At 71.2% G+C, this 20,211-nt stretch carries 20 protein-coding genes; 10 read left to right on the top strand and 10 right to left on the bottom strand.

The window, feature by feature from the left end; genetic code table 11:
- Positions 1–100 precede the first annotated feature (100 nt).
- The 7 genes from cysS to E1295_RS25395 all read right to left on the bottom strand — a co-directional run bounded on the left by cysS (position 101) and on the right by E1295_RS25395 (position 10,162).
- The gene (gene cysS, locus E1295_RS25425) at positions 101–1,465 is read right to left on the bottom strand and encodes a cysteine--tRNA ligase (protein WP_132633365.1); all 1,365 of its coding nucleotides are present in this window, start codon (positions 1,463–1,465) and stop codon (positions 101–103) included.
- A gap of 21 nt (positions 1,466–1,486) precedes the next feature.
- A complete protein-coding gene (locus E1295_RS25420) occupies positions 1,487–3,331 on the bottom strand; it encodes a sigma factor-like helix-turn-helix DNA-binding protein (RefSeq protein WP_132633363.1) in 1,845 nt (614 codons plus the stop codon).
- A gap of 50 nt (positions 3,332–3,381) precedes the next feature.
- A complete protein-coding gene (locus E1295_RS25415; protein ID WP_132633361.1) occupies positions 3,382–5,205 on the bottom strand; it encodes a UvrD-helicase domain-containing protein in 1,824 nt (607 codons plus the stop codon).
- Between the two features lie 4 nt (positions 5,206–5,209).
- Entirely contained in the window at positions 5,210–7,852 is a 2,643-nt protein-coding gene (locus tag E1295_RS25410; protein ID WP_132633359.1) for a hypothetical protein, read from the bottom strand.
- A gap of 112 nt (positions 7,853–7,964) precedes the next feature.
- Positions 7,965–8,741, bottom strand: coding sequence for a class I SAM-dependent methyltransferase (locus E1295_RS25405; RefSeq protein WP_132633357.1), 777 nt, complete (start codon positions 8,739–8,741; stop codon positions 7,965–7,967).
- Positions 8,742–8,843: 102 nt separating this feature from the next.
- A complete protein-coding gene (locus tag E1295_RS25400) occupies positions 8,844–9,914 on the bottom strand; it encodes an ABC transporter substrate-binding protein (RefSeq protein WP_246080339.1) in 1,071 nt (356 codons plus the stop codon).
- Between the two features lie 17 nt (positions 9,915–9,931).
- Positions 9,932–10,162 carry a putative acetyltransferase gene (locus E1295_RS25395; protein ID WP_132633355.1) on the bottom strand — a complete coding sequence of 77 codons (231 nt, stop codon included), beginning with the start codon at positions 10,160–10,162 and terminating at the stop codon, positions 9,932–9,934.
- A gap of 104 nt (positions 10,163–10,266) precedes the next feature.
- On the opposite strand from E1295_RS25395, the gene fdxA reads away from it, so the two are divergent.
- From fdxA to E1295_RS25380, 3 genes are all read left to right on the top strand, one after another.
- Positions 10,267–10,593, top strand: coding sequence for a ferredoxin (gene fdxA / locus E1295_RS25390; protein ID WP_132335925.1), 327 nt, complete (start codon positions 10,267–10,269; stop codon positions 10,591–10,593).
- A gap of 58 nt (positions 10,594–10,651) precedes the next feature.
- Positions 10,652–11,764 (top strand): succinyldiaminopimelate transaminase, encoded by a 1,113-nt coding sequence (gene dapC / locus E1295_RS25385; protein ID WP_132633353.1) that lies wholly within the window; start codon positions 10,652–10,654, stop codon positions 11,762–11,764.
- A gap of 90 nt (positions 11,765–11,854) precedes the next feature.
- Entirely contained in the window at positions 11,855–12,511 is a 657-nt protein-coding gene (locus E1295_RS25380) for a DUF4178 domain-containing protein (protein ID WP_246080337.1), read from the top strand.
- Between the two features lie 6 nt (positions 12,512–12,517).
- Here E1295_RS25380 and E1295_RS25375 read toward each other — a convergent pair whose 3' ends face one another.
- A complete protein-coding gene (locus E1295_RS25375; protein WP_342775906.1) occupies positions 12,518–13,333 on the bottom strand; it encodes a hypothetical protein in 816 nt (271 codons plus the stop codon).
- Positions 13,334–13,370: 37 nt separating this feature from the next.
- On the opposite strand from E1295_RS25375, the gene E1295_RS25370 reads away from it, so the two are divergent.
- From E1295_RS25370 to E1295_RS25345, 6 genes are all read left to right on the top strand, one after another.
- The gene (locus E1295_RS25370; RefSeq protein ID WP_132633351.1) at positions 13,371–14,204 is read left to right on the top strand and encodes a 2,3,4,5-tetrahydropyridine-2,6-dicarboxylate N-succinyltransferase; all 834 of its coding nucleotides are present in this window, start codon (positions 13,371–13,373) and stop codon (positions 14,202–14,204) included.
- Entirely contained in the window at positions 14,204–15,259 is a 1,056-nt protein-coding gene (dapE, locus tag E1295_RS25365; protein WP_132633349.1) for a succinyl-diaminopimelate desuccinylase, read from the top strand. Before E1295_RS25370 ends, dapE begins: the two co-directional genes overlap by 1 nt.
- Before the next feature lie 249 nt (positions 15,260–15,508).
- The gene (locus E1295_RS25360) at positions 15,509–16,306 is read left to right on the top strand and encodes an LOG family protein (protein WP_132633347.1); all 798 of its coding nucleotides are present in this window, start codon (positions 15,509–15,511) and stop codon (positions 16,304–16,306) included.
- Between the two features lie 11 nt (positions 16,307–16,317).
- Positions 16,318–16,902 (top strand): LOG family protein, encoded by a 585-nt coding sequence (locus E1295_RS25355; RefSeq protein WP_132633345.1) that lies wholly within the window; start codon positions 16,318–16,320, stop codon positions 16,900–16,902.
- A 60-nt stretch (positions 16,903–16,962) separates the two neighbouring features.
- Positions 16,963–17,676, top strand: a complete 714-nt coding sequence (locus E1295_RS25350; RefSeq protein WP_132633343.1) for a hypothetical protein — start codon at positions 16,963–16,965, stop codon at positions 17,674–17,676.
- Entirely contained in the window at positions 17,673–18,233 is a 561-nt protein-coding gene (locus E1295_RS25345; RefSeq protein ID WP_132633341.1) for a DNA-3-methyladenine glycosylase I, read from the top strand. The genes E1295_RS25350 and E1295_RS25345 overlap by 4 nt, the downstream gene beginning before the upstream one ends.
- Before the next feature lie 9 nt (positions 18,234–18,242).
- Here E1295_RS25345 and E1295_RS25340 read toward each other — a convergent pair whose 3' ends face one another.
- Positions 18,243–19,019 carry an enoyl-CoA hydratase-related protein gene (locus E1295_RS25340; protein ID WP_132633339.1) on the bottom strand — a complete coding sequence of 259 codons (777 nt, stop codon included), beginning with the start codon at positions 19,017–19,019 and terminating at the stop codon, positions 18,243–18,245.
- Entirely contained in the window at positions 19,016–19,792 is a 777-nt protein-coding gene (locus tag E1295_RS25335; RefSeq protein WP_132633337.1) for a PaaX family transcriptional regulator, read from the bottom strand. The genes E1295_RS25340 and E1295_RS25335 overlap by 4 nt, the downstream gene beginning before the upstream one ends.
- A gap of 181 nt (positions 19,793–19,973) precedes the next feature.
- Here E1295_RS25335 and E1295_RS25330 point away from each other — a divergent pair, with 181 nt between their 5' ends.
- Positions 19,974–20,141 (top strand): DUF3117 domain-containing protein, encoded by a 168-nt coding sequence (locus E1295_RS25330; RefSeq protein ID WP_020545024.1) that lies wholly within the window; start codon positions 19,974–19,976, stop codon positions 20,139–20,141.
- Positions 20,142–20,211 lie beyond the last annotated feature (70 nt).

Genomic DNA, 20,211 nt, shown 5'->3' with positions numbered 1-20,211 from the left:
ATAGGGCCTCACCGACTACCTCCATCATGCCGAAACTGGCATCAAGTCTGACAGCCCAAGATCACTCCTTGGAACGTCGCAACGGGGCGCGCGGAGGGGATCAGGCCCAGGTCTGGCCCTCCGGGGTGTCGGCCACGCGGACCCCCATCTCGGCGAGTTCGTCCCTGAGCCGGTCGGAGGCCTCCCAGTCCTTCGCCTCGCGGGCACGGGCGCGTGCCTCCAGCAATTCCCCGGCCCCGGGCGGCAGCACCCGCGTCTTGCCGATCTCGGTCGGCAGGTCCAGCGCCAGCACCTGGTCCAGGTGCAGGAACGCCTCCAGCTTCGCTCCCGGCGCCACCGACTCGTCGCGCTCCAGCTCCCGCAGGAGGCGCAGTGCGGCCGGCGTGTCGAGGTCGTCCTCGATCGCCGCCTCGACCCGCGCCACGTGATCGAGGGGCATGGGCGCACTGACCGACTCCGACCACTCGGCCACCCGCGAACGCCACCTGCGCAGCGTGCGGTCGGCGGCCCGCAACGTCTCCCAGGTCAGGTTGACCTGCTGGCGGTAGCGGTGCTCCATGAAGGCCAGCCGCAGGGCGAGGGGGTCGAGACCGGTGTCGACCACGTCGGAGAGCAGCACCACGTTGCCGGTGGACTTGGCCATCTTGCGCCCGTCGAACAGCAGGTGCTCACCGTGCACCCAGTGGTGTACGACCTCGTGCCCGGCGGCCGCGTCGGACTGCGCCCGCTCGTCCTCGTGGTGCGGGAACCGCAGGTCGATTCCACCCGTGTGGATCTCGAAGCGCGACCCGAGATAGCGCAGCGACATGGCCGAGCACTCCACGTGCCAGCCGGGGAAACCGCGCCCCCAGGGGGAGTGCCGGCTCAGCTCGCCCATGGCGGGCTTCCACAGGGCCCAGTCGGCGTGGAAACGTTTGTGGGGGTCGACGGCGTCGATGCGGTGGGCGGGCTTGAGCGCGTCCAGCCGGTTTCCTGAAATTTCACCGTACGTAGGAAATGTTCGTACGTCGAAGAAGACCGACCCGTCCGGCACCGCGTACGCGTGCCCCTTCTCGATCAGCTTGGCGATCAGCTCGATCATCAGGTCGATGTGCTCGCTCGCGCGCGGCGTGTGCTCGGGAGGCCGCAGGCCGAGCGCGCCGGCGTCACGATTGAAGGCGTCCTCGTAGAAGCGGGCCAGCTCGCCCGCGGAACGGCCCTCGGCCCGCGCCCGCGCGAGGACCTTGTCCTCGCCCTCGTCCGCGTCGTCGGCGAGATGACCGACGTCGGTGACGTTGCGGCAGACCAGCACGCGCACCCGACGCAGTTCCAGAACCCGTCTGATCAGGTCGGACATCAGGTAGGTGCGCAGGTTGCCCACGTGCGCGTGACGGTAGACCGTCGGCCCGCACGTGTACATCCGCACCGCCCGCCCGGCGTCGAGGTCCTCGACCTGCCGGGTGCGCGTGTCGTAGATCCGCAACATCTCCCGAGCTTAGCCCGAGCGTCATCCGCCCAGGAAACCGAGGATGTCCCGGTCGCCGCGCTCGCGCAGCCGGTCCAGGATCTCGTCGCGCGTGGCGAGGTCGGACGCCCCGATCCTGGCCCCGATCAGCCGCAATCCCTCGATCTCCGAGTTCACCGGCGCGGTGATCCCGATGAGGTAGAGGGCCCGGTTGAGCGGCGCCATCCCGGGCGGAGCGGCCGGCATGTGCCGCGTCAGCAGTTCGCCGCCGTCCGAGACGGTCAGGAACACGTGGTCGCCCTCGCTCGCCTTGAAGTCGGCCAGCACGTTGCGGATCGACCCCATGGTGGGCTGGTTGTGCCAGCTGATCACCACGTCACCGGTCGGCGTGGAGGCGGTCAGCGACCCGCCGGGCGCCATCCCCAGATAGGCCGCGAACCCGGTCGGCAGCGGCGATCCCGAGCCGCGCAGGTGCTCGGCGTTGATGTCCACCCGGTGCCACCAGCGCCCGTCGCGCGAGCGGAAGCTGCGCCGCGTCTCCGACACGCCCTTGCGCGGCTGGTACGGCTCCACCTCCCCGCTCGGCGAGGTGCCCGCCACCCGGATCCACCCCCGCTGCGTGCGCTCGAACCCCGGCCCGCCGGAGTAGGCCCGCACCGAGCTCTCGCTCACGTCGTAGCGGGAGGTCAGGTTCGTCACGATCGTGCTCACCGACGCCTCGCCGCCGGCCCGCTCGATCTCCCTGGCGATCATCTCCCTGATCCCCAGGTATTCGTCGCCGCCCCAGCGGGTCAGGCCGTACTTGTTGCGGTCAACCCGGCGGAACCGGTCGTCGGCGGTGAGCTGGTTGCGGATGCCGACCAGGCTGTAGTCCTCGCCGATGCGCTCCTGGATGTCCTCGGGCGACAGCGGCGTGCCGGCCACCGCCAGCACCGCCTCGGCCTTCTCGTTGATGCTGCGCGGCCACGGCACCACGTGCGTGCCCAGCACCCGCAGCTGCGGCACGCCGAGGATCCACCGTTCGGCGACGTCCTCCCGCACGCCGAGCTGGGCGACCATGGTGACGGCCTCGGCGAGCGGGTGCGGCCCGTCGGCGAACAGCTGGCGGGTCTTCTCCCTCAGGTCGTCGGCCCCGCCCGCCACGAGCCAGCCGTCGGACTGCTCGTAGCCGGTGAGGAGCGTGCGTACGAACCGCCACGCCGGGATGCCCAGGCTGCGCAGCTCCGCGGCGTGCCACGGGACCGCGGCCTGCAGGTCGTCGGCGGGCACGGCCGAGCCCAGCCGGCCGCGCAGCCACGACACGTGCGCGGCCAGCGCGGCGGCCTCCGGCTTGCCGAGCCAGGCCTCCACGTGCTCGCGCAGGTCGCGCTCGATCTGCCTGATCCGCTCCCGCGTCACCGAGAAGCGCTGCGCCAGCTCGTCGAGCGTGGCCCGTTGCGTGGCGTAGAGGCGGTCGCGGGCGATGGCTCGCTGCCGGTCGTCCAGCGACCCGAACAGGTCGTCGATGAGCTCGGGCAGCGGCTTGTCCGTCCTGGACGGCGCCGGCACGGCCTCGGGAAGCGGCTCGAGCAGCCGCTCGAACACGCCGGTGAACAACTTCTGCACGACGTCCCTGCCGAGCGTCTCCGGCGTGCGCTCCGCCTCGGCGGGGTCGGAGAACCGTAGCAGCGGAAGGATGTCGCCGAGCATCAGATGACCCCAGCAGGCCATGGCGAGACCGGCCAGGTGGCCCGCCACGGTCGGCGTGCCGGCGATGGCGCAGGCACGGTCGAGAGGGATCGCCTGCCACCAGGCCTCGGGCAGCTGTGGCTCCTCCACGATCGGCGCGATCTGACCAGGGGAGGTCCAGCGCAGTGGTGGCGCGAGGTCGCTCAGGCTGAGGTTCATTGAGGTCCAACCGGCAATGGGACGTTATATCCGCAGTTCAGACTATGTGATCAGAGGGACAAAAAGGGGCTCCCTCGTCCGGAATGGGAGATATAGAGCATCGATCGGGCACGGGTGCAGGCGACGAACAGTATGCTCCGTTCACGCTGCAGCGCACGAGCCCTGGCGTGTGGTTCCTCCGGCGGCGGCTCGGGCACCACACCCTCCGCCACGCCGATGAGCGCCACCCGCTCGAACTCGAGCCCCTTCATGTGCGGGAAGGCCGACGCGCGCACGTCCAGGCCCGACAACGCCCGCCGGGCCGCCCGGACATGCCGGGCGTCGCGGGCGCCGACCCCGATCTCGGCCGCGGGCACGCCGTCCGACAGCCACGACTCGACCACGGTCCGCAGCCCTTCCAGCTCCGCCTCCCGCGTCGCGTACGCCCTGACCACCGGACGGGCGCCGTTGCGCGTCGCGCGCAGGCCGTACATGTCGGTGGCGCCCTTGACCAGCCCGGTCGCGAGACCGCCGCCGCGCAACCTGACCACGAACGACAGCAGCTCCTGCGGCAGCCGGTAGGAGAGCTTGAGCGTGTGCTGGACGGCCGCGATGCCGACCGCGCCCAGCGCCACCCGCGTGTCCGTGACCTGCTGGTGGGGGTCGCCGACCACGAACAGGTCGTCGCGCGCGTGCGGCGCCGCCGCCCGCAGCAGCCGCCACTGCGCCGGGCTGACGTCCTGCGCCTCGTCCACCACGATGTGACGGTACGGCTTGCTCCCGGGATCGACGTCGTCGAGCAGGTCGCCCGTCGCGCGGGACAACAACCTGAGCGCCTCGTCGGTCAGTTCGGCCAGCGACCGCGCCCCCTGCCCCACCAGCGCCGGTCGCCGGCCCTCCGCATCGGTCACGATCCGCATGGCCAGCCGATCGGCGTTGTCCACCTCGACCCGCTTGCGCACCACCTCATCATCGATCAGAAGGTCGAGTTTCGCAGACAGTTCCTCCGCAAGCCCCTGGGAAAACGTCACGAGCAGCACCGGTCCCGCTCCGTGCGCGGCCAGATGAGCCGCCCTGTGCAGGGCGACGACGGTCTTGCCCGTGCCCGCTCCGCCCACCACCAGCACCGGCTGGTCGTAGCGCGCCGCCCTGGCCAGCCGGTGCTGCGGCGGATGCAGGAACGTGCACCAGTCAGGCGCCCGCAACACCCGGTCGAGCTCCACCTTGTCGGCCACGAACACCGCCCGGTCCGGGCTGCGCAGCAGCGCCGCGTGCAGATCGTCGGGGTCGACCGGGCCCTGGTCCTCGCTCCACGCGCGCCAGACGTCCAGCTCCCGCCACGCCTGCGCCAGCGTGCCGCCGCGGGCGAGCACCGCGAGCGGGGCGTGCTGGGTCGGCGGCAGCAGAGGCTCCAGCGCCGCCACGTCCGCCTCGGTCGAGACCAGCCTGAACAGCGGCAGCGCGTGCACGTCCAGACCCAGCGCGAGCAGGTCGCCGTCGCAGATGGGGGCGAACAGCCCGGGCGAGGACCGTACGGACCGGCGTAACGCGGGCTCGACCCGTTCGAGCGCCTCGGCGTCCCACTCCTCGATCACGCCGAGCACCGGGTTGACGCCGAACCTGTGACGCTGCGCGTACGACCAGGCCTCCGGGTCGGGCAGCACCGTACGCAGCCAGTACACGTCCCGCTGCCGCACCACCACCCCGCGATGCCCCTCGGCAAGGCGCAGCGTCGCGACCTTCGCGTCCCTGGCGCCCCGCACCCGCTGCGGATGCGGAGCGCCGGCCACGTTGAGCAGGAACCGGCGCAGCGCGACCACGGCATCCCTGCGCACCGGCGGGGCCAGTGCGCTGAGCTCCCTGGGAAACTCAGGGCCGATCGCGAGCCGCGGCACCGGCTCAGTCCAGCAGGGCGAGCAGGTCGCGGTCCCCGCGCTCGCGGAGCCTGGCGAGCAGGTCGGGCAGGCTGACCGGGCCCGTCATCCCGATCCTGGTGGCGATCACCCTGGCCGCCTGGTCCCTGGTGCCTCCAGGGGCGGTGTACCCGACCAGGCGCAGCGCCTTCGTGATCTTCTCCGCGCCCTGGGCGGCGACCGGCAGGTGCCTGGCCCTGAGCACGCCCTCGTCCGACAACGTCAGGAACAGATGGCCGCCCTCGCGCGCCCCCACGTCGACCAGGAGACGCTCGATCGACTCGAGCACCGGCCTGCCGTGCCAGGTCATCGTCAGCTCGCCCGCGGCGCTCCTGACCGTCCTGCTCTCGCCCGGCGACAGGTTCAGGTACGACGCGAACCCCGTCGGCAGCGTGCACTCGCCGCCCGCGAGCTGCTCGGCCGTCACGTCGATGCGCAGCCACCAGCGCCCGTCCGGCTGCCTGAAGCAGCGCCGGGTCTGGGAGACGTCCTTCAACGGTTCGTACGGCTGGCCGGACTCGTCGACCGCGCCATCGCCGTTCGACTCGCCCGCGGACGGGACCGGCGCGAACGCCTGGAACTGCGGCGGACCCGCGGGAGGGCCCGTCGTAGAGGACGCCCCCTCGACCGGGCCGAACGCCGACTGCGACGGCTGCGACGGCTGCGACGGCTGGGCCTGCGCCTGCACGGGCTGGGGCTGGGGCTGGGGTGCCAGGGTCGCCAGGACGAACTGCCAGGCGGGCACCTCGAGCGCGCGGATCTCCACCTGGTGCCAGTCGGCCGCGCCGATGAGCTGCTCCTTGGGAGCGGCCGGGCCCAGCGTACGCACCAGGTCGTCCAGATGGGCCCGGTACGGCGCCGCCTCGTCGCTGGCCAGCCACTGGCCGAGACGGGCACGCAGCTCGTCCTCGGTCGCGTCGATCTCCGCCGGGGGAACGGCGAAGAGCTTGGCCAGCTGGTCCACCGCCGACGGCTCGTCGGTGAAGATGCGGTTCTGCGCGACCGCCCAGCTCTTGTCGTCCAGCCCGGCGAACGCGGCCTCGATGAGCTCCGGCAAGGCCGGCCCATGCCCGCCAACCGCCGCCCCGCTCCCCGGAACCCCGGCCTCCGCCACCGCATGGGCCTCGGGTGCGGGTTCGGGCGCTGCGTGGGCCTGAGGCTCGGGTTCGGGCGCTGCCTGGGCCTGGGGCTCGGGTTGGGGCGCTGCGTGGGCCTGAGGTTCGAGCTCGGGCGCTGCCTGAGGCTGAGGTTCGGGCTCCGGCACCGCGTCGGCCCGGGGCTCGGGTTCCGGTCCGGCCGCAGGCTCGGCGGAGGCCTCCAGCACGTCCTGACCCGGCGCGAGAACATCGGGCGCGCCCTCCGCTCGTGCGGCGAACGGCTGCCATGCCTGCCCAGCCTGCTCACCCTGGACCTGCTCGGGTTGTGCCTGCTCGAACTGTGGTTGCTCGGGCTGCTCGAACAGGGGGCTCTCGGGCCGGGGCTCGACCTGCTGCTCCGCGCCCTCACCCATACCGTGCACGGCGACGGGCTCAGCCGCCGGTTCCGCGACCGGCTCCGGGCTGACGGCCTCAGCGGGCTGCTGGGCCGGCTCGGGGTTGAGGGCCTCAGCGGGCTGGGCGGCCGGTTCCGCGCTGATGGCCCCAGCGGGTTGCGGGGCCGGTTCCGGGTTGACGGCCTCAGCGGGTTGCGGGGCCGGTTCCGGGTTGACGGCCTCAGCGGGTTGCGGGGCCGGTTCCGGGTTGACGGCCTCAGCGCCGGGTCCCGAGACCTGCTCGGCACTCACTGCCTCAGCGTCAGGCCGGGCGTCGGCGGCCGGGGGCTCGGGCCCGGCGGCGACCTCGCTCCCGGCGGCCCCACGATCGCCGACATGCGCGGCTTCACTCGCTTCGGCGGCGAACTGCGCCACCGCGTCTGCGGCACGTTCCCCGGGCGCGTGAGGCATCGCCTGCTCAGCGGCCGACCCGCGACGCTCGCCCTCCTCAACGGCCTGCTGCTGCGCCCCGGGCTGCCCGCCCGTGACGGAGTGCTGCGCGTCCGGCTGCTCGGCCTCGGCGGGGTGCTCCTCGGCCGGCGGGGCGGGCGGCGGGTCGGCGGTGACCGGCTCCGACCCGTGCGCCGTCTCGGGGACGGCCGGGGCGGAGGCCAGGACCGGACCGACCGTGGCCGCGGCCTCAGCGGCCGACGCCGCCTCCGATGCCGGCGCGGAAGCCGGGTGGTCCTGGCGCGAGCGCGCGAGGCGTACCAGCGGGGCCGAGAACAGCGTGTTCAGCACCGGACGCGCCTGGATGAAGGGCTGGTCGACCAGCTCCCGGCTGGTCAGCGCCAGCAGCCCCGCCCACGAGCCGGCCCGGTCGAGCGCGATGACGACGGCGGGCTCGTCGGCCTCGTCGGGATCGAGGACGTGCAGCGCCGGCAGGACGTCGCCCACCGCCGCCGCCGGCCAGTGCTCCAGGGCGATCTCCGTCAGCAGCTCGCCCAGCGACTCCGGGCCGATGGCCGCGAGCACGCGGGGCATGGGCAGGGTGCGCCACCACGCGTCCGGCAGGTCCGGTTGCCCGGTGAGTAGCGTGATCGTCGACGCGTCGCTCCACCTCAACGGTGGTACGAGGTCGCTCAGGCAGAAATTCATCCCGTTCCGTTCACCAGCCCCTCACGCCGCCGCAGCGGTGCAGCCATAGTCTCGCCGCCCACGGAACAGACCATAGTCCGGCAAAACAGCCCTACGCATCATGCACTACGCATCAGCGCCGAACAGCGGCAAAGCGCAGGCGCACGTAGTCGGCCATCCAGCCACTCTCCCTGCGCAGCGCGGGCGCGGCCAGTTCGTTGACACGCCGCAGCAGGGGCCCCACGATGTCCGGCGGGAGCCCCTTGAGCACCGAGGCGGCGAACGTGCTCACCCAGTCGGCGGCTCCGCCCGGGCACTCGTCGAGGGGTGTCGGCCGATCGAAGTATTCGAGCAACCTGACGACGAAACCCTCCTGTTCGAGCCGCCGGGCGTACTCGGCAGGCGTGGGAAAGTACCACGGCAGGTCGGGTTCGCGCAGGCCGTACTCGCGCCAGGCGGTCAGCATCGCGGCGGTCAGCTCGGCGCAGTTGCCCGCGCCGCCCATCTCCGCGACGAAACGCCCGCCGGGCGTGAGCGCCTCGCGGACGTTCGCGATGACGGTGCCCGGGTCGCGGCTCATCCAGTGCAGCGCCGCGTTCGAGAAGACCGCGTCGTACGGTTCGACGACGGTGAAGTCGTGCCCGTCGCCGACGATGAAGTTGATGCCCGGATACTGAGCCAGCGCCTTCTCGATCATCTTGGCCGAGCCGTCGATGCCGAGCACGTCGGCACCTCGGAAGGCGATCTGGGCGGTGAGCACTCCGGTGCCGCACCCGAGGTCGAGCACCCGCTCGCCGGGTCGCGGGTCGAGCAGGTCGACCAGTGGCGCGCCCTGGGTCGAGACGTAGCCGAAGCTGCTGTCGTAGGCGCGACTGTTCCACCGCTCCAAACTCGGCGTGTCGTATCGCAAGACGATCAGCTCACATTCGATCAGACAACGGGCCCCCGTGGCCGTGCTGTCCGTTCACTTTAGAGCCTGAACGTCCCTACGACATATCAAGTCACATCGGACTCATCCCATGCTCTTCGCCCATTGCCGCTTGAGGTACGCCTTCGCGGCGTCTGCCTGCGGAATCGTCAGGATGACCGGAGGGCCTGGCGCCTTGGGCAATTTCGCGGCCTGCTCGGCGTCGAGGGTGCCCTTCATGCGCATCGCCTCGGTGCGCGCGGGCCGGGCGAACCCCTTCATGAGCAGGTTCTGGCCCTCGTCGGAGAACAGGAACTCCTGCCAGAGCCTCGCGGCGGCCGGGTGCGGCGCCGCCTTGTTGATCGCCTGTACGTGGTAGCCGCCGAGCGCGGCGTCGCGAGGGATCGTCACCTTCCACGCGTCGGGCTGGTGCGCGCTGCGGGCCGCGTTGAGGTGGTCCCAGGCGACGATCGTGTTGGCCTTGGACGGTTCCGTGAGCCTGCCCGCCTGCTTGAGCTTGGCGAACAGCGAGACCCCCTGCGCGGGCTGCGGCACGCCGGCCCGCATGGAGGCGGCCATCACGCCGTCGAACGCCGACGCCGAGCGCAGCGGGTCGCCGTCGAGCGCGACCCGGTAGCCGGGCTTCAGCAGGTCGGCGAAGGATGCGGGCGGCTTGACGGCGCGCGGGTCGTACCCGATGGACATGTAGCCGCCGTAGGCGGCGTACCAGCCGCCCGCGGGGTCCTTGACCTGGTCGGGCAGGTCCTGCCACCCCTGCACCTTGTACGGGGCGAAGCGCCCCGCGCCGGAGACGGCGACGTCCATCGTCAGGTCGAACACGTCGGGTTTGAGCTGCGCGGCGGCGTCGAGCTGACGCTTGCTGCCGGCGTTGGGTTCGAGTTCGTTGACCTTGATGTCGTACTTGTCGGCGAAGGTGTCGATGATCTCACCGAAGTTGACCCAGTCGCGGGGCAGGGCGATCACGTTGAGCTCACCCTCGCGCGTCGCGGCCTCGACGAGCCGCTCCATGGTGCCGAAGCCGGCTTTCATGGAGGCGGCCTGGGCGTTGAGCGGCGGCAAATTCTTGGCCTCGGTGGTGGCGGTCTCGGTGGACGACGCGCCGCATCCGGCGCTGGCGAGGATGGCTGCTGCGGCGGCGCAGGTACGTACAGTCACACAACGAATACTTACCGCTACATCCGTCCAGGTCGAGGAGGCGCGGCCGGAACGACCTTGGCGGCTACCAGCGTCTCCTCGGGAATCTCCACCAGCGTGCCGTCCTTCTTGCGGACGGTCAGCATCCCGGACTCCCACGACACGAGGATGCCCACCGCGTCGCGGAAGCCTTCTGGGACGCGCCTGCGGGTGGTGATCCGTGCGCCGATGTCCTGACTTGTGATCGCGATGACGAGCCGTGCGGCCACGAGTTTGCCACCCTCCGTTTCGGCCAGTCGGCAAGCACGGCAATACTAGGGCGTAGCAAACCGCGGTCAGAGTCATGCCATGGTGCGGAGAGAAGGAGCTCGAGGTGACCTACGTCATCGCGCAGCCTTGCGTGGACGTCCTGGACAAGGCGTGCATCGAGGAATGCCCCGTTGATTGCATCTACGAGGGCGAGCGCATGCTTTACATCCACCCCGACGAGTGCGTGGACTGCGGCGCGTGCGAGCCTGTATGCCCCGTCGAGGCCATTTTCTATGAGGACGACCTTCCCGAGCAGTGGAAGGACTACTACAAGGCGAACGTGGACTTCTTCGAGGACCTCGGCTCGCCCGGTGGCGCCTCGAAGGTCGGAAAGATCGAGAAGGACCACCCGGTGGTGGCCGCCCTGCCGCCGCAGGCAGAGGGTCACTGACGGTCCAGGCACGAAGCGAGCGGGGGCATCCGGGTCGGGTGCACCCCGTCCGTGAGGCATGCCCGGCGCTGGATACGGCAACGTGACACCCTGGAGAACCGTGAACAACCTGCCCGACTTCCCCTGGGACAAGCTGGAGCCGTACAAAGAGCGCGCGCTCGCACATCCCGGCGGCATCGTCGACCTGTCGGTCGGCACGCCCGTCGACTCCGTGCCGCAGGCGGTCCAGGACGCGCTGGCGCGGGCGGCCGACAGCCCCGGCTATCCCCTCACCCACGGCACCAAAGCGCTGCGCGAGGCCGCGGCCGGGTGGCTGCGTCGCCGGCACGGCGTCACCGTCGACCCGCGTGACGTGCTTCCGGTGATCGGATCCAAGGAGTTCGTCGCCTGGCTGCCCACCTATCTAGGGGCCCGGCGGGTCGTCTTCCCCGAGCTGGCCTACCCCACCTACGACGTGGGCGCCCGGCTGGCCGGGGCGGTCGCGACCGCGGCCGACGGCACGCTCGCGCTCGGCCCGGAACGGGTCGACCTGATGTGGGTCAACTCTCCCGGCAACCCCACGGGCCGGGTGCTGCCCGCCCAGCACCTGCGCAAGGTCGTGGCGTGGGCGCGCGAGCGCGGCACGGTCGTGGCCTCCGACGAGTGCTACATCGAACTCGGCTGGGAGGAGGAGCCGGTCTCGATCCTGCACCCCGACGTCTGCGGCGGCTCCCACGAGGGGCTGCTCGCCGTCCACTCGCTCTCCAAACGCTCCAACCTGGCCGGCTACCGCGCCGGGTTCGTGACGGGTGATCCCGTCCTCGTCAAGCGGCTGCTGGAGACGCGCAAGCACGCCGGCATGATCATGCCGGCGCCCGTCCAGGCGGCGATGACGGCCGCCCTGAGCGACGACGCGCACGCCGACCGGCAGCGCGAGCTCTACTCCGCCCGCCGCGCCCTGCTGCGCCCCGCGCTGGAGCGGGCCGGGTGGCGCGTCGACCACTCGACGGCCGGTTTGTACCTCTGGGCGTCGAATGGGCAGAGCGCCCGGGACCAGGTGGCCAAGCTCTCCGAAATCGGCATTTTGGTCGCGCCGGGTGAGTTCTACGGATCGGCAGGTGAACGGCACGTCCGCGTCGCCGTCACGGCCACGGATGAGCGGATCGGTGCGGCCGTGCGCCGCCTCCAGTAGGATCGCGCGACATAGCCCGCCGCGCGGGCTTGACGCATAAATTGATAAGAGCTTTTGCCGAGACAGACCGCGAGTGGAGCGAGCTGATCGATGAGCATGACCTCCATGGTCGTACTCGGGCTGAGCATCGTCACCATCCTGCTGTTGCTGGGTGCCTTCCTGGCCACTCTGCGGCAGGACAGGAAGGGCCGTACGACCGCGCCGCCGGCTGAGGTCGCTCCCGTCGAGACCCCGCTGGCCGCGCCGGCGATCGCGCCCGGGCATGCCGGCACCGACTACACCGACCCTCGCACGATCCAGGTCGGCGACCGGATCGACGTGCAGGGCTCGCCCGCGCGCGTGCTCGGCGCCATGCACGTCTCGTGGCAGGGCACCCAGTGGATCGAATATCTCCTGCGCGACGGCTCGCGGCGCCTGCAGTGGCTGTCGGTGGAGGTGCTCGACGGCGACCCGCCGCACCTGGAGGTGCTGCTCTGGACCGACGTGCCCACCCAGGGCATGGTTCCCGCCAAGAGCATGCTGATCATGGAGGGTGTGGAGTTCTTCCCGATCGAGCGGGGCACGGCCGCGTTCAGGAGCGAGGGCGACACCGGCAACCCCGACAGGGGCCTGCTCGACTTCGCCGACTACCGCGCCTCCGACGGGCGGCTGCTCTCCTTCGAACGCATCCAGGGCCGCTCATGGACGGCCTGCTATGCCCAGCCGCTGCCGCCCGGCTCGATCTCCATCGTGCGCAGGGCGACCTGACCGGCGCTACGACAGGTCGACCCGGCGGGCGCTCGCCTTGCCGCCCGTCTGCCAGCCGTCGCGCTCATAGTCGTTGACCCAGGTGGCGCCGTTGTAGCCGACGCGGTTGAGCCCGTACTTCTCGGCGTGGGCCACCGACCACGCGGCCACCAGCCAGCCGCGCCGCTTGGTGGTGATCGCTGTGCTGCCGAGCGCCCTGGCGAGCTGCTTGCGCGCCGCGGAGGTCCGCGACGTGGGCGCGGGCGTCTTCGTGGCGGGATACCAGCAGTGCACCGCCTGGGGGACACGCCCGGTGAACGCGGCGGCCAGAATCTTCGCTTCCTCCTCGTGCGCGGCATAGGCGTAGCCGCCCGCCGAGCGCTGCACGGCCTGCGCCGCCTCCGCCAGCGGGATCTTGCGGTAGTTCTTCACCTTGACCAGGGCGGCGAAGAACCTGTTGGTGGCGTAGACGGGGTCCATGAGCTGTTTCTTCCTGCCCCAGCCCTGTGAGGGGCGCTGCTGGAACACGCCCACCGAGTCGCGGTCGCCGAAGGCGATGTTGTAGAGCTTCGACTCCTGGATCGCCGTCGCGTACGCGATCACCACCGCCCGCTCGGGCAGCCGGCGCCGCGCCGCCACCGCCGCGATGGTCGCCGAGATCTGCGCCTGCTCGGGATCGAGGTTGCGCACGCCGCCGGGCGTGTTGACCACGCAGTACGGATGCCGCTCCGCCAGCTTGGGCGTCCGCTTGAGCAGGTGGTACAGGCCCACGGAAATGGCCACGGCGAGGACGATCACGATGATCGCGATGGTGATGACCCCACGGGAGAAGCGCACACGCACGCTGAAGAACCTACCCGGACGGATAAGCTCCGAGGCCATGAGGCACGTGAGCACCTCGTCACCGCTGTCTCCGGCGGTGGACGAGCTGTGGGAGCGCAGGGCGGAGCTGTCGCCCGCCGACGTCGACGCGCGCAACGTGGTGGTCGGCGCGGTCGACCTGCTCGACAGGGGCGAGGCGAGGGCCGCCCGCCCGGCCGGCGACGACGTCGTCGTGGACGAGCGGGCCAGACGGGCGATCCTGCTCAGCTTCACGGTGCTCGGCATGGCGCGTTCGCAGGTGGGCGACTTCCAGCACCACGACAGGCACCCGCTCAAGAGCTCGTTCGACGGAGTGCGGGTGGTGCCGGGGGCGATCGCCCGGTGGGGCTCCTACCTCGCGCCCGGCGTGGTGCTGATGCCGTCGTTCACGGACATCGGCGCGTACGTGGACGCCGGCACCACGGTCGGCACCTGGGCCACGGTCGGGTCCTGCGCCCAGATCGGCAGAAATGTGCATCTGTCCGGAGGGACGGGGATCGGCGGGGTGCTGGAACCGCCCGGCGCCGTCCCGGTCGTCGTCGAGGACGACGTGCTGATCGGCAACCGGGCCATGATCGTCGACGGCGCCCGGGTCGGGCAGGGCGCGGTCGTCGGCGCCGGGACGATCCTGTCCGGCTCGACCCCGGTGCTCGACGTGCGGACGGGCGAGGAGATCGCCCGCGGCCGCATCCCCGCCCGGTGCGTGGCGGTCGGCGGCACCCGCCAGAAGGAATTCCCCGGCGGCACGTTCGGCCTGCCCTGCGTGCTCGTGCTCCACCATCTGCAGCCGGGACAGCGGCACGACAAGGCGGCACTCGACGAGGTGCTGCGCGAACACGGAGTGAACACCTGATGCTTGACCTGACGCAGGACGTACGCGCCCTCACCGCGGCGATCGTGGACATCGAGTCGGTGAGTGGCGCCGAGCGGCGGCTGGCCCACGAGGTGCAGCGCGCGCTGTCCGCGCTGCCGCATCTCAAGGTCGACCGGTCGGGGGAGACCGTCGTGGCCCGCACCGAGGCGGGCCGCCCGGAGCGGGTGCTGATCGCCGGGCACCTCGACACCGTCCCCATCGCCGCCAACCTGCCCAGCCGGGTGGAGGGAGACCTCCTGTACGGCTGCGGCACCTCCGACATGAAGGCCGGCGTGGCGGTGGCGCTCAAGCTGGCGGCGGCCGTCCCGTCGTCCGGCAGGGACATCACGTACGTCTTCTACGACTGCGAGGAGGTCGAGGCCGAGCGCAACGGCCTGAACCGCGTCGCCAGAGACCACCCCGACTGGCTGGCGGCCGACTTCGCAGTGCTGATGGAGCCGACCGACGGCGTGATCGAGGGCGGCTGTCAGGGCACGCTGCGCGCCGAGGTCACCGTGACGGGCAAGCGCGCCCACAGCGCCAGGTCGTGGCTGGGGAGCAACGCCATCCACGGGATCGAGCCGGTGCTCTCCAGGCTCAACGCCTACGAGGCCCGGCGGCCGGTGGTCGACGGTCTGCAGTTCCACGAAGGGCTGAATGCGGTCGGCGTGCGCGGCGGGGTCGCGGGCAACGTCATCCCCGACCGGTGCGTGGTGACCGTCAACTACCGGTTCGCGCCCGATCTGTCGATCGAAGGGGCCCAGGAGCACGTACGCGAGGTGTTCGACGGCTTCGAGGTGGCCTTCGTCGACGCCGCTCCCGCCGCGAGGCCGGGCCTGACGCATCCGGTGGCCGCGGCCTTCACCGAGGCGGTCGGCGGCACGCCGCGCGCCAAGCTGGGCTGGACCGACGTCGCCCGCTTCTCCGCGCTGGGGGTTCCCGCCGTCAACTACGGGCCCGGCGATCCGAACCTGGCGCACCAGCAGGGGGAGTACGTGTCGCTGCCGAAGATCGTCGAGAGCGAGCGGGCCATGCTCGACTGGCTCTCCACATGAAAGTGGCCTTCCTCGCCGGCCATTTGGCGGGGAAGACCACTTTCAGTCCCGAGCAGCACCCTCGGCAATTAGACGCGGGGGAGTCGAAATTCGGTTCCCTGCTTCTTTCAAGATTTTTTAGCAACCTGTTTCATGGCCCTGAACTGCGGATATGCCCCGAGTTGTGGCTCGGATCGCCGCCGCGACGCCGTCCGGGCCGCCGGGTGAAGGTGGAACCGGCGGCGTCCGAAGGCGACTAGCGTGACCCGCATGGAAAAGTCACGCCGCGAACGCCGTCACGGGCAGGCCGTCGTCCGTGGCCGCCTGGTCCCCACCTCCACGCACGACCAGCGGCTGCTCGCCCGCCAGGGATCCTCCGACTGGGTGCACATGGACCCATGGCGGGTGCTGCGCATCCAGGCCGAGTTCGTGGAGGGCTTCGGCCAGCTCGCCGAGCTGCCCCCGGCGGTCACGGTCTTCGGCTCCGCGCGCACGGGCGAGGATTCCCCCGACTACGAGCAGGGCCGCCGGCTCGGCCAGGCACTGGCCGAGGCGGGCTACGCCGTCATCACCGGCGGCGGGCCGGGCGTCATGGAGGCGGCCAACCGGGGCGCCCGTGACGTCGACGGAGCGGTGTCGGTCGGGCTCGGCATCGAGCTGCCGTTCGAGCAGCGCATGAACGACTACGTCGACCTCGGCATCGAGTTCCGCTACTTCTTCGTGCGCAAGACGATGTTCGTCAAATACTCCTGCGGCTTCATCGCCCTGCCCGGCGGCTTCGGCACCCTTGACGAGCTGTTCGAGGCGCTCACGCTGGTGCAGACGCGCAAGGTCACCTCCTTCCCCGTGGTGCTGGTGGGCACCGAGTTCTGGGGCGGGCTGGTCGACTGGATCAAGACCACCCTGCTCGGCACCGCCAAGATCGCCCCCCAGGACCTCGACCTGATCACCGTCACCGACGACGTCGACGAGGCCGTGCGCATCATCGTGGACTCCGACCGGGCCCGATCGCAGCAGCATCAGGAGGAACTGGCGGCGGCCGCCGCCCAGCCCGCCGAGCCCCAATAGGCTGGGCCCTCGTGAACATCTGCGTCTTCTGCGCCTCCAGCATGCGAATCGACCAGAAATACATCGAGCTGGCCCGGCAGGTCGGCACCGAGCTCGCCAAGCGTGACCACACGCTGGTGAGCGGCGGTGCCACCGTCTCCTGCATGGGCGCGGTCACCTCGGCCACCAGGGCCGCCGGCGGGCGAACGGTCGGCGTGATCCCCCAGGTCCTGGTGGACATCGAGGTGGCCGACGAAGACTCCGACGAACTGATCGTGACCAACGACATGCGCGAGCGCAAAGGCGTCATGGACGCCCGTTCCGACGCCTTCCTCGTGCTTCCCGGCGGCATCGGCACGCTGGAGGAGCTCTTCGAGATCTGGACCGCGCGGGTGCTCGGCATCCACGACCGTCCCCTGGTGATCCTCGACCCCTGGGGCCTGTACGAACCGCTGAGGGCCCTCGTCGACGGCATGTACGACCAGGGCTTCACCAGGGCCGACGTCTTCGACGCGATCTCCTGGGCGACCACCGTGGAGGAGGCGTTCGCCCACCTCGAAGCGCGTTCGCAGCCCGTACGGCCCAGCGTCGCCGAACTCGGCGAGGCGACCGGTTGACCGGATTGCGCTGCTTGCGGTGATGCTGAACGAGCTCCGCCGTATGAGTACGATGCCAATGTGCTGGTCGTACTCGCCATCGCCGCCATCGCCATCCTGGCATGCGTGGTCTTGGTCTCCCTTGGCAGGGGCGGTGAGCTGACCGAGTTCCCGCCGGACGTGCCGCCCTTGGACCTGCCCGAGCCCGGGCAGCTGACGGCGGTCGACTTCATGGCGCTCCACTTGCCGGTCAACCTGGTCGGCTACCACACGCAGAGCGTCGACGAGACCCTGCGCAGGGCCGCCAACGCGATCAGTGCCCGTGACTCGCGGATCGCGGTGCTGGAGCAGCGCGTCTCCGAGCTGCTGGCCAGCCGGCTCCACGCGCGGCAGGAGACCCACGCCGCGCCGGGCTCGGGGCTGCGCACCGACCACGCTCCGCAGGCTCCGGCCGCGTACAGAGAGCTTCCCGAGTCGGGCGACCCGCTGCCCGGCGCGGAGCCCTGGGGCGACGACGGGGAGGGGCAGCGCGCGCGGTGGCGTGTCCCTCCGCGCGATGCCGCCGTCGAGCAGGCCTCCAACGGCGCGACCGGCGACGGCGAGGCGGAGCAGCCTCCCGCCGACCGCGCCGCCACGGAGCCGGCCGACACGTCGGCCGACACGGATGGCGGCCCGGCGACCGGCCCGGTCGAGGAAACGGCCGAGCGAACGGTCGAGGAGACGGTGGCGAAAGACGATGGGGAGGTGCGCGGGGAGGCGCCCGCGCACTCCGCGCCGGGGGACGAACGACCGTGACCGAGCCGATCCGGTGCACGTGGCCGGGCATGGCGGACCCGATGTACCTCGCCTATCACGACGAGGAGTGGGGCCGCCCGGTCAAGGGTGACGACGCGGTCTTCGAGCGTGTGGCGCTGGAGTCGTTCCAGTCGGGCCTGTCGTGGCTGACGATCCTGCGCAAGAGGGAGAACTTCCGCGCCGCCTTCGACGGCTTCTCGATCGTCAAGGTCGCCGCGTACACCGAGCAGGACGTCGAACGGCTGCTCGGCGACCCCGGCATCGTCCGCAACCGGGCCAAGATCGAAGCCGCGATCGGCAACGCCAGGGCCGCGCTCGACCTCCCCGAGGGGCTGTCGGAGCTGGTGTGGCGCTTCGCCGACCCCGGCGCGCCCGTGCCGAGGACGATGGCCGACGTGCCCGCTTCGACGCCCGGCTCCAAGGCGCTGGCCAAGGAGCTGAAGAGGCACGGGTTCAGGTTCGTCGGCCCGACCACGGCCTACGCGCTGATGCAGGCCATCGGCCTGGTCGATGACCACATCGAGGGCTGCCTGGTGCGTTCACGCCGGCCGGCCTGAAGGGCCCCGTCACCTGCCCTCGAACGTGGGGCGCTCCTTGGCGACGAAGGCTCTCGTCGCGTTGCGGTGGTCCTGGGAGGCGGCGCACGCGTCCTGCAGTTCGGCCTCCAGGGCCAGCGCGTCGGGCAGCGCGTGCGTCGCGGCGTACGCCAGCGCCCGCTTGGTGGCGGCGTACGCCACGGTCGGGCCCTGCGCCAGCGACCCGGCGAGCTCCCGTGCGGTCTTCAGCACGTCGTCAGCGGGGACGACGCGCGTGACCAGCCCCAGCTCCAGCGCTCGGGCCGCGTCGACGGGCGCGCCGAGCAGCATCAGCTCGGCGGCCCTGCCCTGGCCGACCAGCCGCTGCAACGTCCACGACGCGCCCGAGTCGGGCGCCAGCCCGATGCCCGCGAACGCCAGCGCGAACTTGGCCTTCTCGGAGGCCACCCGCAGGTCGCAGGCGAAGGCGATGGACGCGCCCGCGCCCGCCGCGACGCCGTTGACGGCGGCCACCACCGGCTTGGCCATGGTGGTGATGAGCTCCACGATCGGGTTGTAGTGCGCGCGCACGGTGTCGGCCAGGCCGCGGTCCGCCTCCAGGTTGGCGGCGTGCTCACGCAGGTCCTGGCCCGCGCAGAAGGCCCGTCCTGAGCCGGTGAGCAGGACGGCCCGCACCGCGGGGTCGTCGGCCGCCCGGCGGAGCGCGTCGAGCAGGGCCTGTTTGGTCTCGGTGGTCAGCGAGTTCATCGCGTCGGGGCGGTCGAGGGTGATGGTGGCGACGGCGTCGGCCACGTCATAGCGGATCAAGTCAACTCCCTGTCGACGAACGCGGCGGCTGCGGGCAGCAGCCGGGCGGCTTCCTGCTCGAAGTAGACCCTGGCCTTCTCGCCCGGCCAGCCGGCGGGCAGCAGCTCCGGCGGCAGCCCCGGGTCGCGGAACAGGAAGTTGCGCCAGCCGTGCACGAGCCTGCTCCTCGTGGCGAACACCTGGTCGGCCGGTGCCCCCTCCGGGAGCCCGCTGATCAGCGTGTCAGCCTCGGCCAGCCAATGTGCGTACGCCTCGCCGATCGCGGTCAGATCCCACGCCCTGGCGACCAGCTCGCGGGGGTCGCCCTCCAGCGCCGAGTCGAACCTGTCGGCTCGTACGCCCTCGCTCTCCAGCAGGTTGTCCAGCTCGATCGACGAGCGCGGCCCGATCCAGGCCGTCTCGGACAGCGCGGCGTAGCCCAGGAACGTCAGGTCGGCGCGCAGCCGCTCCCTCCGAGGGCGGTCCTTGACCGGTTCGAAGACGATCAGATGCCACCTGCCGTGCCAGGTCAGCGTTCCGGCTCGGTAAATTCTCAGCGCCGCCTCGTCCAGGCGCCTGACGCACTTCGGCGTCAGCCCGTAGCCGGGGCCCCGAGGAAGCCTGACGGGCTGCAGCCAGCCCTGCCGCACCATGCGCGAAACCGCCGTACGCACGGCGGGAGCGGCGATTTCCAGGGGTTTCATGAGGCGTACGAGGGCGGCCACGGAGGCTTGCCCACCGCGTGAGCGCAGGTGGTCTCCATAGAGGTCGAACAGAGCGGCGCGAGCGTGCACGGAGTCCAGTTTGGACGCGATCGCCGACCTCGACAACGCATTCTGGGAGGAGATCGTTACCCATGAGCGCTCTCGATGCGGGAGAATAGGACATCACAGAAGACGTGAATGCGCCGACCACCCCCGACGGGCGGTCGGAAATCGCGGGCCGCGGGAGCCCAAGGCAGGAAGGGAAACACGCATGGCGGCGATGAAGCCGCGGACCGGCGATGGTCCGCTCGAGGTCACCAAGGAAGGGCGCGGCATTGTCATGCGGGTCCCCCTGGAAGGTGGCGGCCGGCTCGTCGTGGAGATTTCCGCCGACGAGGCCAAGGCGCTCGGCGAGGCGTTGAAGAACGTCGTCGGCTGAGCGCTCCCGGGAGACACCTTTTTTGTTCTACGACCCTGGCGATAATCCGGCGCCAGGGTCGCTGACGTTC

Origin of the sequence: Nonomuraea mesophila, from assembly GCF_004352805.1 — a bacterium.
Lineage (GTDB): Bacteria > Actinomycetota > Actinomycetes > Streptosporangiales > Streptosporangiaceae > Nonomuraea > Nonomuraea longispora.
Note: the sequence above shows the minus strand (reverse complement) of the source record. Positions and strands in the feature narration are given on the sequence as shown.

What these genes read in the sequence shown, in the direction of transcription:
- dapE (WP_132633349.1), top strand. Translation starts at nt 14,204, where the DNA reads ATGCTTGACCTGACGCAGGACGTACGCGCCCTCACCGCGGCGATCGTG.
- E1295_RS25370 (WP_132633351.1), top strand. Translation starts at nt 13,371, where the DNA reads ATGAGGCACGTGAGCACCTCGTCACCGCTGTCTCCGGCGGTGGACGAG.
- dapC (WP_132633353.1), top strand. Translation starts at nt 10,652, where the DNA reads ATGCCCGGCGCTGGATACGGCAACGTGACACCCTGGAGAACCGTGAAC.
- E1295_RS25410 (WP_132633359.1), bottom strand. Translation starts at nt 7,852, where the DNA reads ATGAATTTCTGCCTGAGCGACCTCGTACCACCGTTGAGGTGGAGCGAC.
- E1295_RS25360 (WP_132633347.1), top strand. Translation starts at nt 15,509, where the DNA reads ATGGAAAAGTCACGCCGCGAACGCCGTCACGGGCAGGCCGTCGTCCGT.
- E1295_RS25380 (WP_246080337.1), top strand. Translation starts at nt 11,855, where the DNA reads ATGAGCATGACCTCCATGGTCGTACTCGGGCTGAGCATCGTCACCATC.
- cysS (WP_132633365.1), bottom strand. Translation starts at nt 1,465, where the DNA reads ATGTTGCGGATCTACGACACGCGCACCCGGCAGGTCGAGGACCTCGAC.
- E1295_RS25420 (WP_132633363.1), bottom strand. Translation starts at nt 3,331, where the DNA reads ATGAACCTCAGCCTGAGCGACCTCGCGCCACCACTGCGCTGGACCTCC.
- E1295_RS25330 (WP_020545024.1), top strand. Translation starts at nt 19,974, where the DNA reads ATGGCGGCGATGAAGCCGCGGACCGGCGATGGTCCGCTCGAGGTCACC.